General features: G+C 56.9%; 10 protein-coding genes and 4 pseudogenes. 8 read left to right on the top strand and 6 right to left on the bottom strand.

Annotated features, from left to right (window positions below; translation table 11 throughout):
- Window positions 1–143: 143 nt before the first annotated feature.
- The 4 genes from AC0L7U_RS12540 to dnaK form a co-directional block, all read right to left on the bottom strand.
- Window positions 144–734 (bottom strand): NADPH-dependent FMN reductase, encoded by a 591-nt coding sequence (locus AC0L7U_RS12540; RefSeq protein ID WP_473691112.1) that lies wholly within the window; start codon window positions 732–734, stop codon window positions 144–146.
- Between the two features lie 82 nt (window positions 735–816).
- A complete protein-coding gene (locus AC0L7U_RS12535; RefSeq protein WP_473691110.1) occupies window positions 817–1302 on the bottom strand; it encodes a class I SAM-dependent methyltransferase in 486 nt (161 codons plus the stop codon).
- 243 nt (window positions 1303–1545) lie between these two features.
- Window positions 1546–2673 (bottom strand): molecular chaperone DnaJ, encoded by a 1128-nt coding sequence (dnaJ, locus tag AC0L7U_RS12530; RefSeq protein ID WP_473691109.1) that lies wholly within the window; start codon window positions 2671–2673, stop codon window positions 1546–1548.
- A 252-nt stretch (window positions 2674–2925) separates the two neighbouring features.
- Window positions 2926–4839, bottom strand: coding sequence for a molecular chaperone DnaK (gene dnaK, locus AC0L7U_RS12525; protein WP_473691107.1), 1914 nt, complete (start codon window positions 4837–4839; stop codon window positions 2926–2928).
- Window positions 4840–5079: 240 nt separating this feature from the next.
- On the opposite strand from dnaK, the pseudogene AC0L7U_RS12520 reads away from it, so the two are divergent.
- Window positions 5080–5708 (top strand): annotated as a pseudogene (locus AC0L7U_RS12520) (alpha-ketoglutarate-dependent dioxygenase AlkB family protein).
- A 58-nt stretch (window positions 5709–5766) separates the two neighbouring features.
- Here the strand turns inward: AC0L7U_RS12520 and ubiB are convergent.
- Window positions 5767–7347: a 2-polyprenylphenol 6-hydroxylase gene (gene ubiB / locus AC0L7U_RS12515; RefSeq protein WP_473691105.1), complete on the bottom strand. Its 1581-nt coding sequence runs from the start codon at window positions 7345–7347 to the stop codon at window positions 5767–5769.
- A gap of 3 nt (window positions 7348–7350) precedes the next feature.
- Window positions 7351–8154 carry a bifunctional demethylmenaquinone methyltransferase/2-methoxy-6-polyprenyl-1,4-benzoquinol methylase UbiE gene (gene ubiE, locus AC0L7U_RS12510; protein ID WP_473691103.1) on the bottom strand — a complete coding sequence of 268 codons (804 nt, stop codon included), beginning with the start codon at window positions 8152–8154 and terminating at the stop codon, window positions 7351–7353.
- A 221-nt stretch (window positions 8155–8375) separates the two neighbouring features.
- Here ubiE and mutM point away from each other — a divergent pair, with 221 nt between their 5' ends.
- From mutM to recF, 7 genes and pseudogenes are all read left to right on the top strand, one after another.
- Window positions 8376–9269, top strand: coding sequence for a bifunctional DNA-formamidopyrimidine glycosylase/DNA-(apurinic or apyrimidinic site) lyase (gene mutM, locus AC0L7U_RS12505; protein ID WP_473695797.1), 894 nt, complete (start codon window positions 8376–8378; stop codon window positions 9267–9269).
- Between the two features lie 138 nt (window positions 9270–9407).
- Entirely contained in the window at window positions 9408–10181 is a 774-nt protein-coding gene (locus AC0L7U_RS12500) for an enoyl-CoA hydratase (protein ID WP_473691101.1), read from the top strand.
- A 175-nt stretch (window positions 10182–10356) separates the two neighbouring features.
- Window positions 10357–10623: pseudogene (gene rpsT / locus AC0L7U_RS12495) on the top strand (30S ribosomal protein S20).
- 612 nt (window positions 10624–11235) lie between these two features.
- The gene (locus AC0L7U_RS12490; RefSeq protein ID WP_473691099.1) at window positions 11236–11688 is read left to right on the top strand and encodes a hypothetical protein; all 453 of its coding nucleotides are present in this window, start codon (window positions 11236–11238) and stop codon (window positions 11686–11688) included.
- Between the two features lie 124 nt (window positions 11689–11812).
- Window positions 11813–13298: pseudogene (gene dnaA / locus AC0L7U_RS12485) on the top strand (chromosomal replication initiator protein DnaA).
- Between the two features lie 177 nt (window positions 13299–13475).
- Window positions 13476–14595 (top strand): annotated as a pseudogene (gene dnaN / locus AC0L7U_RS12480) (DNA polymerase III subunit beta).
- A 35-nt stretch (window positions 14596–14630) separates the two neighbouring features.
- The gene (gene recF / locus AC0L7U_RS12475) at window positions 14631–15779 is read left to right on the top strand and encodes a DNA replication/repair protein RecF (RefSeq protein WP_473691097.1); all 1149 of its coding nucleotides are present in this window, start codon (window positions 14631–14633) and stop codon (window positions 15777–15779) included.
- Window positions 15780–15808 lie beyond the last annotated feature (29 nt).

Below are 15808 nucleotides of genomic sequence, written 5' to 3'. Positions count from 1 at the left end.
AGCGTTAGCCTCTTATGTAATCAGGTCTCCAAGGGTTTCCAAGTCATGCGCGACAAAGTCATCCTGATCAAAGCCAGCCGTATCAAAATCCCCCATGTAAAGTCGACGCACGGGATCGGCATTGAAGGCGGCGGGGACGCAGATCAGAGGGTGCGGATATTCAGGCGGCTACGCTCAATCAATGTGCGCACAAGGCCACTGACTTGTGCCATCGACCGTTCGCTGGCCAAATCCCCCTGACTGGTAAATCCGGCAGCCGCATCGGGAACCACCACCATCTGAGGCAGCACTTCCGCCCCCAGTCCCACTTCCAGAATGGTGCGCACACCAATCAGACCGCGCATGCCACCAAACGCGCCGGGCGACGCGGCTCCCAATGCAAAAACCCTGTTCCTGAAAACAGCTCCGGGCACTTCGTTGCGCTCATGCGTTCTGGACATCCAGTCAAGCGTGTTCTTCAACAGCGGCGTGATACCGGCGTTGTATTCAGGGCAAGCCATAAAAACGCCGTCATGCTGCAAGGCGAGCTTCTTGAGCTTGCGCGCGTTCTCCGGCAGACCCTTGTCATCTTCCAGATCGGCATCAAAAATCGGCAAGGGATAGTCCCCCAGAGAGATCTGGGTGACGTCAGCGTCTGCCAGGGCAAGATGTTTTGTCATCAAGGCCGCAAGACGTGTGTTGTAGGATCCAGAGCGGACCGAACCGGAAAAGACAAGAACTCTTGGCAAACGCATTGCAGCCCCTTTTCGATCAGGGTGACACGGTGGGCACTTCACCTGCTGCCACCTTGCCCGCCCATATGGTGTCTTCCCAGTGTTACTGAATCGCTTTGCGATACACAAACACGCGGGCCGGAGGCAGATTTTTCCAGATCCATTGCGATGTGGTTACAGTCACATCCTCTTCCACCGACCTGATTGGTGGCTGAAATCCGTAGGAGAACTGTACGAAAGGAGCACCACGCTTCATGAAAGACATGGCTTTGGCCAAAAATGCCGCGCGCTCTGCCTCGGGGCGTGACAGAAGCGGCAGACTGGAAACGATCCCGTCCAGACCTGCTGCAGAGAACAGGCGACCGTTACCAGAACTCAGCAGACCATCCAGATCATAAGCGTTGCCTTGAACAAAAACGACGTCTTCAAAACGCCGCGTCAGAACCTCATAAAACTCCGAGCTGTACTCGACCGACATCAAATTTCCTGGTGCAATACCGCGGCTGAGAATAGCCTGCGTCACGACGCCTGTCCCGGGGCCAAGCTCCAGAACGCGCGTTGTCGGGCGAACATCGATATGAGCAGCCATTGCCCGCGCCAGATCAGGCCCAGAGGGACTGACGGCACCAATTTTCAGTGGATTTTCAAGTCAGGAACGGAAGAAGCGGACCTCATCAAGGGCTTTTTCTTGAACGCCGAACCTTTTGAACCGCAACGGCGGCGAAAATTTGAGGGTTCAGTCGACGGGTCATTCTGCATGTATATCTCCCACAGCACCACTAAACTAAGGCGTGTGGGAGATATCTTTCAAGAGCGGTGTGTCCCAATCACGTCACGAACCGAGATTATCGATAAAATCTCTGACTTTCGAAAAGAAGCCTGTGGATTCAGGGTGGTTGGCTCCACTGCCTTCTTGTTCGAACTCCGCGAGCAACTCGCGCTGCCGCTTGTTCAGATTGGTTGGCGTTTCAACCGTCACCTGAATGTACATGTCGCCGTGCTGCGAAGAGCGCATGACCGGCATGCCCTTGCCTTTCAGGCGGAACTGCCGGCCAGCCTGTGTGCCTTCCGGCACCTTGACGCGGCTGGTTGCCCCCTCAACGTTGGGCACTTCGAATTGACCGCCAAGTGCGGCTGTCGTCATCGAAATCGGTACGCGGCAATAAAGATCGGCGCCATCGCGCTGGAACAGCTCATGCGGCTTCAGCGACAGGAAGATATACAGATCCCCTGATGGCCCGCCCCGTAGACCCGCCTCGCCTTCGCCAGCAAGACGAATGCGCGTGCCATCCTCAATGCCTGCCGGAATATTGACGGAGAGCGTCCGTTCTTCGGTCGTCCGGCCCGTTCCACCACACACAGAACAGGGATCAGTGATCACCTGCCCCCGCCCCTGACACGTCGGACAGGTGCGCTCCAGCGTGAACAGCCCCTGGGCAGCGCGCACTCGCCCTGCCCCGCCGCAAGTGCGACAGGCTTGCGGTTGCGTGCCCGGCTTGGCACCTGACCCGGAACAATTGTCGCAGGTCATGCTGGTTGGAACTTCAATTTCCACGGTCTTGCCGTGGAAGGCATCCTCAAGGGAAATATCGAGATTGTAGCGCAGGTCCGCGCCGCGCTCGCGACCTGAAGAACGACGTCCGCCGCCGCCCATGCCGAAGAACTCTTCGAAGATATCGGACATGGTTGTGCCGAAATCGCCAGATCCTTGGCCACCTCCGCCAAACCCGCCATTTTCAAAGGCAGCATGACCGAAGCGGTCGTAAGCGGCACGCTTCTGCGGGTCTTTCAAGGTGTCATAAGCCTCATTGGCTTCCTTGAACATCGCTTCAGCTTCTGCATCTCCCGGATTGCGGTCGGGATGATACTTCATCGCCATCTTGCGATAAGCGCCCTTCAGGACCTTCTCGTCAGAATCGCGGGAAACACCCAAGACTTCATAGAAATCGCGTTTGGCCATTCGTGGTCACTCGTTTCTATCCGGCCGGCTTCGATTCTCCACCTGGCACCGGAATGAACGTATGTTCCGGTGCAAAGACAGTCTCCGCACAGCCTGTCATTGCGCGCCAGATTGCATGGCTTCGCAAGTTTCCAAACAGCGCAAAAGCCGGACATTCATCCGGCCCTATCCTGAAGCAGAAGCGGCATCAAAACCGCCGGTCACATAGGCTGAAGGCCTGCGGATGCTCCGCAGGCCTTCGGTCATTTGAGATTAGGCCGACTTCTTGTCGTCGTCGTCCTTGACCTCTTCGAAGTCGGCATCGACGACATCGTCGTCGGCAGGACCTTCAGCGTCGCCGTCCTCGGCACCACCTTCGGCCTGAGCAGACTTATACATCGCTTCGCCCAGCTTCATCGAGGCTTCGGCAAGTGCCTGTGTCTTGGCCTTGATGTCTTCAAGGTCGTCACCTTCAAGGGCAGACTTCAGACCTTCCAGAGCGCTTTCAATCGCACCCTTGTCTTCTGCACTGACCTTGTCGCCATAGTCTTTGAGCGAGGCCTCGGTCGAATGAACAAGGGATTCACCCTGGTTCTTGGCTTCGACCATTTCCCGGCGCACCTTGTCTGCATCCGCGTTGGCTTCAGCGTCCTTAACCATCTGCTCGATGTCAGCATCCGACAGACCACCAGATGCCTGAATACGGATCTGCTGTTCCTTGCCGGTCCCCTTGTCCTTGGCCGAAACATTCACGATGCCGTTGGCATCAATGTCGAATGTCACTTCGATCTGCGGCACGCCGCGCGGTGCGGGCGGCAGACCAACAAGGTCAAACTGACCAAGCATCTTGTTGTCCGCAGCCATTTCGCGTTCGCCCTGGAACACGCGGATGGTCACGGCCGTCTGATTGTCTTCGGCAGTCGAGAACACCTGACCCTTTTTGGTCGGGATTGTCGTATTGCGTTCGATCAGGCGCGTGAAGACACCGCCCAGCGTTTCGATACCCAGCGACAATGGGGTCACGTCGAGCAGCAGAACGTCCTTGACGTCACCCTGCAAGACCCCTGCCTGAATAGCCGCGCCCATGGCGACCACTTCGTCCGGGTTCACACCCTTGTGTGGCTCCTTGCCGAAGAAGTTCTTCACGGTTTCCTGAATCTTCGGCATACGGGTCATGCCGCCGACGAGAACCACTTCATCAATTTCGCCAGCAGAAATACCGGCATCCTTGAGAGCAGCCTTACACGGTTCGATCGTGCGCTTGACGAGCGCTTCGACAAGCGATTCAAACTTGGCGCGCGTCAGCTTCAGGTTCATGTGCTTGGGGCCAGACGCATCAGCCGTGATGAACGGAAGGTTCACTTCGGTCTGCGACGAGGACGACAGCTCGATCTTGGCCTTTTCAGAGGCTTCCTTCAAACGCTGCAGAGCCAGCTTGTCCTTTTTCAGGTCAATACCCTGGTCCTTCTTGAACTCGGTCGCCAGGTAGTCGACGAGCACCATGTCGAAGTCTTCCCCACCAAGGAAAGTATCCCCGTTGGTGGACTTCACTTCGAACACGCCGTCACCGATTTCCAGAACCGACACGTCAAACGTACCACCGCCAAGATCGTAAACAGCAATGGTCTTGCCATCGTTCTTGTCGAGGCCATACGCGAGTGCGGCAGCGGTCGGCTCGTTGATGATACGCAGAACTTCAAGACCGGCAATTTTGCCTGCATCCTTGGTGGCCTGACGCTGGGCATCATTGAAGTATGCCGGAACGGTGATGACAGCCTGCGTGACGGTTTCGCCAAGATAGCTCTCTGCCGTTTCCTTCATCTTCTGAAGAATGAAAGCGGATACCTGCGACGGAGAATATTTTTCCCCGCTGGATTCGACCCACGCATCGCCATTGTCTGCCTTGACGATATTGTAGGGAACCAGGTCCTTGTCCTTGGCAACGGTCGGATCTTCGAACCGCCGGCCGATCAGGCGCTTCACCGCAAACAGGGTGTTCGTCGGGTTGGTTACAGCCTGACGCTTGGCCGGCTGGCCAACAAGGCGCTCGCCGTCTTCGCTGAATGCAACCATGGAAGGGGTGGTACGTGCACCTTCCGAGTTTTCAATGACTTTGGAGTCTTTGCCGTCCATGACAGCAACGCACGAATTGGTCGTGCCGAGGTCGATACCAATGACCTTTGCCATATTTGCCTCTCCTTCTAGCAAACCGGAACGACCCGTTACGGCATCCCTCCGGTTCCTTTTACATAAAATATTGGCCAAACAAGCAGCCCAAAACCGCGTCATTCGCGGCGTTCGAAAGCTATATAGGTGCTCAAAACGTGACCCGCAAGACACTCACGAAGCCTCCGGGGCTCCCCCTTGTGTATTAGGCAGAAAACTTTCAGAATTCAGGCTTATCCCTTGCAAGAAGAGCTTGTTTTCGTGCCTAAGTCTGCCACTCCTGCCCATTTTCCCGATGGATTTCGCCTGTGCCCGGGCCATTTTGACGCAGTCGCCCAGCGCCTGCTCCTGAAGCCCTCCGTGACATCATCCGCGATGCGCCGCTGTTCCGCCCGCGAATGCCGCGAACAGGCAAGCCCTTTTCCGTTCAAATGAGCAATTGCGGTACTTTGGGGTGGGTTGCTGATGTCAATGGCTATCGCTACCAGCCAACCCACCCCGTCACCGGGCGCGCCTAGCCACAGATGCCATCCATGTTGACAGATCTCTGGCATCAGATGGCGCCGAAGGCCCCGCCACCCGAGGCCTGTCTCATCAATTTTTATGAGGACACGGCCAAGATGGGGCTGCATCAGGACCGGGATGAAGCGACGTTCGATGCGCCAGTCGTATCGGTCTCGCTTGGAAATACCGCAACATTTCGCATCGGCGGCACAGAACGAGGCGGGAAAACGCATTCCCTGCGACTGACGTCCGGTGATGTCATCGTACTGGGAGGAGAAGCACGACTGGCCTATCACGGCGTTGACCGCATCTTGAAAAACACATCGACCCTGCTGAAGAGCGGCGGTCGGATCAATCTGACCCTTCGGCGCGTTACGCCAGCCTGATCATGCCCCGCTATTGCCCTCAAATGAGAAGCACCAGCGACAGCCACCGGCCACCGTCTCAGCTATGCGTTATGGCAAATATCAGAGCGGACAGAGCAATCACCCAGAGAGCAATGCGCCCGGACCGCGCCAGCCGTGACTGCGCCTTGGCAATCTCCGTTGCCGTCTCGACGTCGAAACGCAGTCCCTTTTGCACCATTCGCTCCAGCTCTTCCGACATGTGGCCGATGCGATCAGCGAAGAGCGGCAAGTCCGTTGCCAGTTTTGCAAGCGCGACAAACGCTTCACCAGCGTCCTGCATCTTGCCCACCGGCCCCAGGTGATTGCGGATCCAATGACCAACCACCGGCTCGGCCGTCCGCCACATATCCAAACGCGGGTCCAACGTACGCGCAACACCTTCGACGACGACCATGGTTTTTTGCAGCATGATAAGTTGGGTCTGAGTGCTCATCTCGAACAGCTCTGTCACCTCAAAAAGCTGCGTCAGAAGCCGTGCCATCGAGATTTCGCTGGCCTCATGCCCATGGATCGGCTCACCGATCGCTCGGATGGCCTGAGCGAAAAAATCGACATCGTGATGCGCGGGGACATAGCCCGCTTCGAAATGCACTTCCGCCACCCGACGATAATTGCGGGTGATGAAACCATAGAGGATTTCGGCCAGATAGCGGCGCTCACGCTTGCCCAGGCGGCCCGTAATGCCAAAATCCACGGCGACAAGCGTCCCGTCCGGTTCGACAAACAAATTGCCCTGATGCATGTCGGCATGGAAAAAACCATCGCGAAGGGTATGGCGCAGGAAGTTCTGAATGACCGCCGCCGCCAAACCTTCCATGTTATGACCATCTGCCTGCAAACCCTCAACATCGGACAGTTTGCGCCCGTCGATCCATTCCATGGTCAGCACACCCTTGGCCGTGCGTGACCAAAAGACATCAGGCACGCGAAAGCCTTCATCATCGGAAATATTCTCGTTCATTTCCGAAAGAGCCGCCGCCTCCAGGCGAAGATCCATTTCCATGGCGACAGATTGGGCCAGCGTATCCACGATGGCCACCGGCTTCAGACGACGCGCTGGTTTGAAAAACCGCTCCGCCAGATGGGCAACGAGATAAAAGCTTTCCAGATCGCGGCGAAAGCCCTGTGCCACACCGGGTCGCAACACCTTGACGGCGACCTTGCGCTCGCGACCCTCATGATCCAGCAAAATGGCAGGGTGAACCTGCGCAATGGATGCTGCGGCCACGGGCTTCCCGAATTCGACGAACAATTCAGAAATCGGGCGGCCCAGCCGCTCCTCCACGGAGGCGCGCGCAATGCTGTCAGGAAACTCCGGCACCCTGTCCTGCAAGGCTGACAATTCGCGCGCGGCTTCCTTACCCACCACATCAGCGCGGGTAGCAAGAAACTGTCCCAGCTTGACATAGGATGGACCGAGCCGGTTCAACGCATCAGACAGACGCAGATCTGCCCGCTTGTCTCGCGCCGAGCGACGCTCAAGAAGGCGAGCGCATGCGATAGCAAAGCGCGGCACAGGAGGAAGATCGGGCAGATGCACCAGCCCGAACACCCCCTCGCGGGCCATGACAAACCCGGCCCGAACCAGCCGAAACAACGGCGCGACGGCAAATCTCATGGATCAGAGCTTCCAACCGGAGTGCAAGGCAGCAACGCCACCCGTGTAATTGCGATAGGTCACCTGCTCGAAACCAGCTTCGCGGACCATCTCGGCAAAACGCTCCTGATGCGGAAACTTGCGGATTGATTCCACCAGATAGCGATAGGAATCGGCGTCGTCCGACACAAGCTTGCCCATTGCCGGAATCACGTTGAAGGAGAACAGATCATAGACCTTGTCCAGCCCCGGCACGTCCACTTCCGAGAATTCCAGACACAGGAACCGGCCGCCGCGCTTCAGCACGCGATGCGCTTCACGCAGGGCTTTGGGAATATCAGGCACGTTGCGGATGCCAAAGGCAATCGTATAGGCGTCAAAGCTCTTGTCTTCGAAAGGCAACTCTTCCGCATTGCCTTGCTGAAAGGCAATGCGGTCGGACAAATGCGCGGTTTCAGCGCGATCCCGTCCCACACCAAGCATAGACCCGTTGATGTCACAGACAACGGCACTAACGCCCTCACCGCCCCGGCGCACGACCCGGGTGGCCACGTCGCCGGTTCCCCCGGCCACATCCAAAAGCCTCCACGGGTGCGCGGGCGTCTTTGGCGGAGCCAAGAGGGACACCATGGCATCCTTCCAGACACGATGCATACCGCCCGACATGAGATCGTTCATCAGGTCATAGCGACCTGCCACCTTGTGGAAGACATCATCGACGCGGGCCTGCTTTTCGCCAACACCAACGGTTTCGAAACCGAAGCTTGTGGGCATATCTTCAGGTGCGCGCACAGAGGCACTCTGCGTGGATCGTCCCTCGTTCGACATGTACTTAATACTCCTCAACGTGCCTGCACGCCGCCGTCAGGCAACGCTGCATGAGTGTTTGCAACCAGATCCTTCAGACCTTTAACCGGGACTTGCAAAAAGATCACCGGGGCATTTTGGCGCGACCATAGTACAAGCGGCCTGAGAGCGCTATGTTCCAGACGACAATTCGTTTTCCTGCGGCCATCCTGTGGGTGGCCCAGCCTCATCCCGGAGCCTTCATGCCAGAACTGCCCGAAGTGGAAACTGTCAAGCGCGGCCTCGCCCCCGTTTTCGAAGACGCCCTGATCGAGCAGATCGACCAGAATCGTCTGGACCTGCGCTTTCCCTTCCCCGTTGATTTCGTGACCCGACTGACCGGTCGCCGGGTTCTGTCTCTGTCACGACGCTCGAAATACATTCTCGTCGATCTCGAAGGCGACCTTGTGCTGGTAATGCACCTTGGGATGTCAGGATCTTTTCGCATAGAGCAGGACACAGACAGCTTTCAGCCAGGAGACTTCGCCCATGTCAAATCCAAGGACACAAAACATGACCACGTCGTCTTTCACCTGACAACGACTGCAGGAACATCGGCTCGCATTCGGTATAATGATCCGCGCCGCTTCGGCTTCATGACCTTGATCGAGCGTGCCAGCCTTGCCGAGCATGCGCTGTTTCGCAATCTCGGCATAGAGCCACTCGGCAATGAATTGAACGGCCTCAAACTGGCAACGCTGTTTGCCGGCAAAAAGGCGCCGCTCAAGGCTGCCTTACTCGATCAACAGCTCATCGCCGGGCTGGGCAATATCTATGTCTGCGAAGCACTCTGGCGATCCAGGCTCGATCCACAGCGTGCGGCCGGCACTGTCGCCTCGCTCAAGGGGCGGGCCACGAAACGCAGCGAACAACTTGCCTCCGATATTCGCCTCACTCTGGAAGATGCCATTCGAGCGGGCGGCTCCTCCTTGCGCGACCACACCAAGGCTGACGGCTCCATGGGCTATTTTCAGCATTCCTTTGCCGCCTACGGACGAGAAGGCGAAGCCTGTAAGAGAATATCATGTGCAGGCACCATCCATCGCATTGTCCAGTCCGGACGCTCTACCTTCTACTGTCCTCTCTGCCAGACCTAGCCGGGATGCAAGAGATGTGATTGAGACAATTCTGCAACCCACACGGTGCACGTCATGTTACCGGTTGCATCGCGTTCAGCTTGGCTTTACCGCTTGTATCAAAGGCCTCACTGCCTTGTCTTTCAGGAGTGAAACTTGATGGGATATGAACACATTCGTCTCGAAAACCGGGGCAAAGTCGGATTGATCACACTGGACCGACCAGATTCATTGAATGCCTTGAACGGCGAGCTGATCTCCGAACTCAACAACGCGCTTGAAGCCTGCGAAAACAACGAGCGTGTTGGCTGTGTGGTGCTGACGGGTTCGGAAAAGGCATTCGCGGCGGGGGCTGACATCAAGGAGATGCGCGACCATGACGCCGTGTCTGCCTATCTGTCTGATTTTCTCGGTTCCTGGGATGGCGTTGCGCGGTCCCGCAAGCCACTGATCGCGGCCGTAGCAGGGTATGCCCTGGGCGGCGGCTGCGAACTGGCCATGATGTGCGACTTTATCCTGGCGGCTGACACGGCAAAATTCGGTCAGCCGGAAATTACGCTTGGCATTCTGCCTGGAGCCGGTGGCACGCAACGTCTGGCTCGTGCGCTTGGCAAGGCCAAGGCCATGGAAATGTGCCTGACCGGACGTATGATTGATGCGCAAGAGGCTGAGCGCTGCGGACTTGTCAGCCGTGTGCTGACCACAGAGGAGCTTCTGGCCGAAGCGCTCAAAACCGCTGAAAAGATTGCAAGCTTCTCGCTGCCGGCAACAATGATGATCAAGGAATGCGTCAACATGGCCTTCGAGGCCCCCTTGTCAGAAGGCCTCAGGTTTGAGCGGCGCAGTTTTTATGCCGCCTTCAGCAACAAGGATCAGAAGGAGGGCATGGACGCCTTCGTCGACAAACGGAAGCCGCAATTCGCGAACAAATAAAAGCGCACTGGCGCGCTTTGCGGGCATTGACGTGACGCGAAGCTCGCACTATAAGCTCCAGCAAACCGGTGGCAGGCTCGTTCTGCCGCCGTTCGTTTATGATCAAAGCATGTCCCCGGGACGTTGTTTTGATTTCAACCGAACCCAGTTTCATTCACGGATCAGGATTGAGCCCATGGCCAATACACCCTCGGCCAAGAAGGCGGCCCGCAAAATGGCCCGCCAGACGGCCACGAACAAAAACCGTCGCAGCCGCGTTCGCACCTTCTTGCGCGCAGTTGAAGAAGCCATCGCATCTGGCGACTAGGCCGCTGCAAACGCAGCGCTGAAGATCGCACAGCCAGAGCTGATGCGCGCTGCAGGCAAAGGCGTTTTTCACGCCAACACTGCCTCTCGCAAGGTGTCCCGTCTGAACGCACGCGTTCGCGCGCTCAGCGCATAAGACTGACACCAGGCCTTTTGAAAAACCCGGCTCACGCCGGGTTTTTTTGTGCCTTTTTCCTGCGCACGCCTCCGAGCTACGCAGCAATACGCAGGTTTCGACTTCGCCGGATATGTCAAGAAAAAGCTTTAGGAATCAGAAGTCTGCGCCAATATTAACTTTTCATTAACAGCAAACCACGAACAACAGCCTCCGCAATCCAGAGACGTAATTTTTTTTGCCTTTGCATGCATCAAAACGCCGAAGCACCTCGACCCAAGAAGCCCTTTTTAAAAAAGAACTTTTACGATCCGGCGCTGGATTCCGTCCGACAGACAGCGCAGTTTTCACACTGACAATGCCATCCATTTGATCAGAAATGCCTATTGCCCGGAACCGGGCTCACGTATATGGTTCTCTTCATGGGGCGTTAAGCAATAATTCATCCGAAAAACCATCAATGGTTCCGGATTGAGAGACAAGTTTGACTGTAAATTTGCGTATCAAACAGGTTCTCATTTTTTCTTATGTCTCCATAAAAATGGAATAGCAGTTTTACTGCGTGTGGTCTTTTAATGTACTTCGTCAGCAAGCATGAGGAACAGCAGCTCTACTGCTGGGAACGGTCACGTCGTGACTGAACTACAAGAAAAAAACGACGCTATGCAGTTTTTCAACTTGACACCAACAGCGACTGAAACGCCTCTTGCGACCCGATCAGAAAAGGTCGCTCATGAGAACGTAATATCGTCGCATTACCCCTTCACGTTGCATGTCAAAAGCATCGACAAATCTATGGGGCGAAACTGCGCAGACCTGCGACGTGTCAAGCTGTTTATTGATCGTCTGATGAAAAAATTATGGCCAAAAGGACTTGACCAAAACGGCTCAATCTTCTTTTTGTGCCGCTCCGGTGAACGTGGATTTTTCGCGGCTGACCTCTTGGTGAAGGCCAGCGAAACAGTTCGCGCCAGAATGATCGACCGGACAATCGCAAGGCTTCACCGTCCGCGTTTTCAGACAGGTTTCCTGTCTGGAGGTTTGTTGACGTGTGCATCCTTGTACCGGGCGCAAGGCTCCCCCTGAAATGGGGCGTCGATCCAAAGAGGTCGACAGGAATAAAAGCGTCCCTCGCGGACAAGAACGTTGCGGGTGCAACACCAATAAGAGCGACTGTGGCGGATCGCTCACATGAACAGGAGGCGAAATAATGCAGGTTCAGGAGGCAACAGGCTCTGAACACTGGAACCGCGTCAAAAAGCGGCTCCGTGCGGAACTGGGAGACGATGTGTTTTCCAGTTGGTTTGCACGCGTTGATCTGGAAGAACACAACGAGGGGACCGTCCGACTGTCCGTTCCCACGCGCTTCCTGAAACAGTGGATCCAGTCGCACTACAATGAGCGCCTCATGGGCCTTTGGAAACGCGAATGCGAAGGCGTGCACAAGATCGAGCTGACCGTTCGAGGCGCCATGCGCCCACGTCAACCGCAGGCTGCCGTCAAGCCACGTGCCATTGCGGCACCCGCGCATAGCAAATCTCCTGCCAATGACCCACGTCTTGACGGGTTTTCAGATGGCGGGCATCCGATCAGCGCAGCCCAGTCAGCGACGGCTGCAATTGCGCGCGGTGCAATGCCTGCAGAAAGTTCGCATGACGTCCTTCAGGGCGCCGCGCTGGATCCGAAGTACACCTTTGAAACTTTCGTCGAAGGGGATTCCAACGGCACTGGCGCTCGCCGCCGCCCGTCAGGTTGCCTCCGGCGGCACTGTGACCTTCAATCCGCTTTATCTTCATGCGGCTGTTGGACTTGGCAAGACACACCTCATGCAGGCTGTCGCTGCAAAAGTGCGCGCTTCGGGACGGAAGGTTCTGTACCTGACGGCCGAGCACTTCATGTACCGCTTCGTCTCCGCCCTCAAGGCCCAGTCTGCTCTGGCCTTCAAGGACACATTGCGTACTATCGACCTGCTGTTGATCGACGACATGCAGTTTCTGCATGGCAAACAGGTTCAGCAGGAATTCTGCCACACATTGAACGCCCTCATCGACGGCGCGCGTCAGGTCATCGTGGCCGCAGACCGTGCCCCCTCAGAGCTGGACACGCTGGACGACCGCGTTCGCTCACGTTTGTCGGGCGGTCTGGTTGTCGGCATTCATGAACCGGACTTCTCGTTGCGCCGGAATATCCTGACGTCGCGCGTCGGACAGGCTCGCCGCAGCTATCCGAACTTCGATGTGCCAGAGCCGGTTCTGGATTACGTCGCTCGTCACGTTGCCTCTTCCGGACGTGATCTTGAAGGCGCATTGAACCGCCTGATTGCGCACAACCAACTGACCAACCAGCCAATCACCCAGGAAATGGCCGAGATGACCCTTCGGGATCTCATCCGGTCGAGCGAGCCCCGCCGGGTGAAGATCGAAGACATCCAGAAGGTTGTCTCGAAGCATTACAATGTGACCAAGGCCGACCTCCTGTCGGCGCGGCGGACACGCACTATCGTGCGCCCCCGTCAAATCGCTATGTATCTCGCCAAGGTCATGACCCCACGGTCATTGCCTGAAATCGGCCGCCGCTTTGGCAACCGGGATCACACCACAGTGCTGCACGCTGTGCGCAAGATCGAGGAACTGGCGAAGGAGGATACGACGCTGTCGCAGGAGCTGGAGCTTCTGAAGCGCATGCTCGATTCCTGACAGGCTACTCTTCACCTGTCTAAAAACAGCATTTAAAGGAGCGCCTCGCGGCGCTCCTCTTGCATTTGGAGCGCGTTAGGGGCAAGTTCGTTTCCCCGCTCTTTTGATTTAAAGAGTGTTAATCTAATTCCATCTGCCGGATTCCTTCTGGCCGAGTTTCAAGTACGGATTCAGCGTATGAAAGCGACCCTCGAGCGGACCGACCTACTCAAGTCCCTGACCCACGTGCATCGGGTTGTCGAGCGCCGTAACACCATTCCGATCCTCTCCAACGTGCTTTTGCGCGCCGAGGGAGGTGATCTTCAGTTGAAGGCGACAGACCTTGATCTGGAGATTCAGGAAACCATTCCGGCGATGATCGAAGTTCCTGGCGCCACCACGGTGCCTGCCCATATGATCTACGAGATCGTCCGCAAGTTGCCGGAAGGATCGCAGGTCGTTCTGGAAACCACCGGCGATAATGCAACGCTGGAAATCCGGGCAGGGCGCTCGCGTTTCGCCTTGCAAATGCTGCCGGAAAGCGATTTCCCCGATTTGACCGCTGCCGAATTTTCGCATCACTTCCAGTTGCCGGCGCGCAATTTCAAGAAGCTGATCGACACAACGCAGTTCGCCATTTCGACAGAAGAAACCCGCTACTACCTGAACGGCATCTTCTTCCATTCGGTCGAGACGGACGGCGACTCGCTGTTCCGCGCTGTCGCGACCGACGGGCACCGCCTGGCGACAGGCAGAGATCGAAGCGCCGTCCGGCTGCGTCGGCATGCCGGGCATCATCGTGCCGCGCAAGACCGTTGGCGAGATCCAGAAGCTTCTCGAAAACCCGGACACGGATGTGCAGATCGAGCTGTCGGAAACAAAAATCCGCATCAACACCGGACCTGTCGTTCTGACGTCGAAGCTGATTGACGGGTCTTTCCCCGATTATGGCCGTGTCATTCCGCAAGGCAACGACAAGGAAATGCGTGTCGACCGCGACGAGTTCAAGGAAGCCGTTGACCGTGTGTCGACCATTTCGTCCGAGCGCGGCCGCGCCGTCAAACTTGCCCTCAGCGAGGGCAAGATGGTCCTCAGCGTCAACAATCCGGATTCCGGCAGTGCCACGGAAGAAGTGGCGGTCGAGTATGATTCCGACCCAATGGAAATCGGCTTCAACTCGCGCTACCTGCTGGACATTGCCAATCAATTGAGCAGCGATACTGCTCTCTTCAGGCTGGCGGATTCCGGATCGCCAACGCTGATCCAGGACAATGCAGTCGAAGACAGCCTCTTCGTTCTCATGCCCATGCGAGTCTGACCAAAACGTCGGATGCCGCGCGGATCGAGGCCTGAATGACTGGCAACCTGCCGGTGGCGCTGATGCGCCTGACCCTGACCGATTTCAGAAACTACACCCAGATGGACGCGAGCTTCTCGCGTCCATTGGTGGCTTTTGTCGGCCCCAATGGCATTGGCAAGACCAACATCCTCGAAGCCATCTCATTCCTGACTGCCGGTCGCGGCTTACGTCGTGCCAAACTGGCAAGCGTCGCACGGACGCAAGGCGCTGGCGGATGGGCAGTGGCAGCCAGTCTGAGCCGCGATGGGTATGTGCACCGCATCGGCACAGGCCTTGCACCTCAAGAAGCCAGCCGCAAGGTTCGCATCGACGGAGAAGATGCTGGCTCCTCGGAAGATCTTCTCGATTATTTGCGCATGTTGTGGCTTGTGCCCAGCATGGATGGTCTGTTCACGGGGCCCGCCTCGGACCGTCGCCGATTTCTGGATCGCCTGACCCTCTCCCTTGACCCCACACATGGTCGCCGGGTCTCCAATTTCGAAAAGGCCCTGCGGCAACGCAATCGACTGTTGGAACAAGGAGGCGCCAGTTATCTGGACGCTCTCGAGCAACAGGTTGCCGAACTGGGCACTGCAGTTTCCATTGCCCGCAATGAAACCACCAATCTGCTGGCCCGTACCATCGACCAAAAGAAGGATGATGGTGAAAGCCCTTTTCCGCAGGCTGAGTTGACACTGCTGGGTTCCTTTGAAGAGCAGACAAGCCACCTGAGCGCGACTGACCGGGAGGACGTCTATCGTCGTTTGCTACATGATGGTCGCCGACAAGATCGGGCCGCAGGGCGTACATTGACCGGCCCTCACCTCTCCGATCTCAACGTTCGCCATGCCGCCAAGGCGATGCCGGCAGCGCAATCATCAACTGGCGAGCAGAAAGCCTTGCTCATCGGGCTGGTTCTTGCTCATGCCGATCTGACCCGGTCGGTCAGCGGCAAGCCGCCGTTGCTTTTACTGGATGAAGTGGCAGCTCATCTGGACCCGCAACGCCGCCTCGCCCTGTTTGAACGGCTGGTTGCACAAGGCGGACAGGTGTTCATGACAGGGACAGACGCAGCCCTTTTCGAACAGCTGCCCGCAGAGGGACAGGTGCTGCAAGTGACGCAGGAAGGAACAGCCCCTCTTAATGGTCCACAAGTCCCTTAAATTCGTCGGATTTTCGTGGTTTTTCTACC

Source organism: Roseibium sp. 10G30-5 (assembly GCF_055809635.1).
Note: the sequence above shows the minus strand (reverse complement) of the source record. Positions and strands in the feature narration are given on the sequence as shown.

Coding starts and splice junctions, on each gene's coding strand:
- AC0L7U_RS12540 (WP_473691112.1), bottom strand. CDS start 734: ATGCGTTTGCCAAGAGTTCTTGTCTTTTCCGGTTCGGTCCGCTCTGGA.
- recF (WP_473691097.1), top strand. CDS start 14,631: ATGACTGGCAACCTGCCGGTGGCGCTGATGCGCCTGACCCTGACCGAT.
- ubiE (WP_473691103.1), bottom strand. CDS start 8,154: ATGTCGAACGAGGGACGATCCACGCAGAGTGCCTCTGTGCGCGCACCT.
- AC0L7U_RS12500 (WP_473691101.1), top strand. CDS start 9,408: ATGGGATATGAACACATTCGTCTCGAAAACCGGGGCAAAGTCGGATTG.
- mutM (WP_473695797.1), top strand. CDS start 8,376: ATGCCAGAACTGCCCGAAGTGGAAACTGTCAAGCGCGGCCTCGCCCCC.
- AC0L7U_RS12535 (WP_473691110.1), bottom strand. CDS start 1,302: ATGGCTGCTCATATCGATGTTCGCCCGACAACGCGCGTTCTGGAGCTT.
- ubiB (WP_473691105.1), bottom strand. CDS start 7,347: ATGAGATTTGCCGTCGCGCCGTTGTTTCGGCTGGTTCGGGCCGGGTTT.
- dnaJ (WP_473691109.1), bottom strand. CDS start 2,673: ATGGCCAAACGCGATTTCTATGAAGTCTTGGGTGTTTCCCGCGATTCT.
- dnaK (WP_473691107.1), bottom strand. CDS start 4,839: ATGGCAAAGGTCATTGGTATCGACCTCGGCACGACCAATTCGTGCGTT.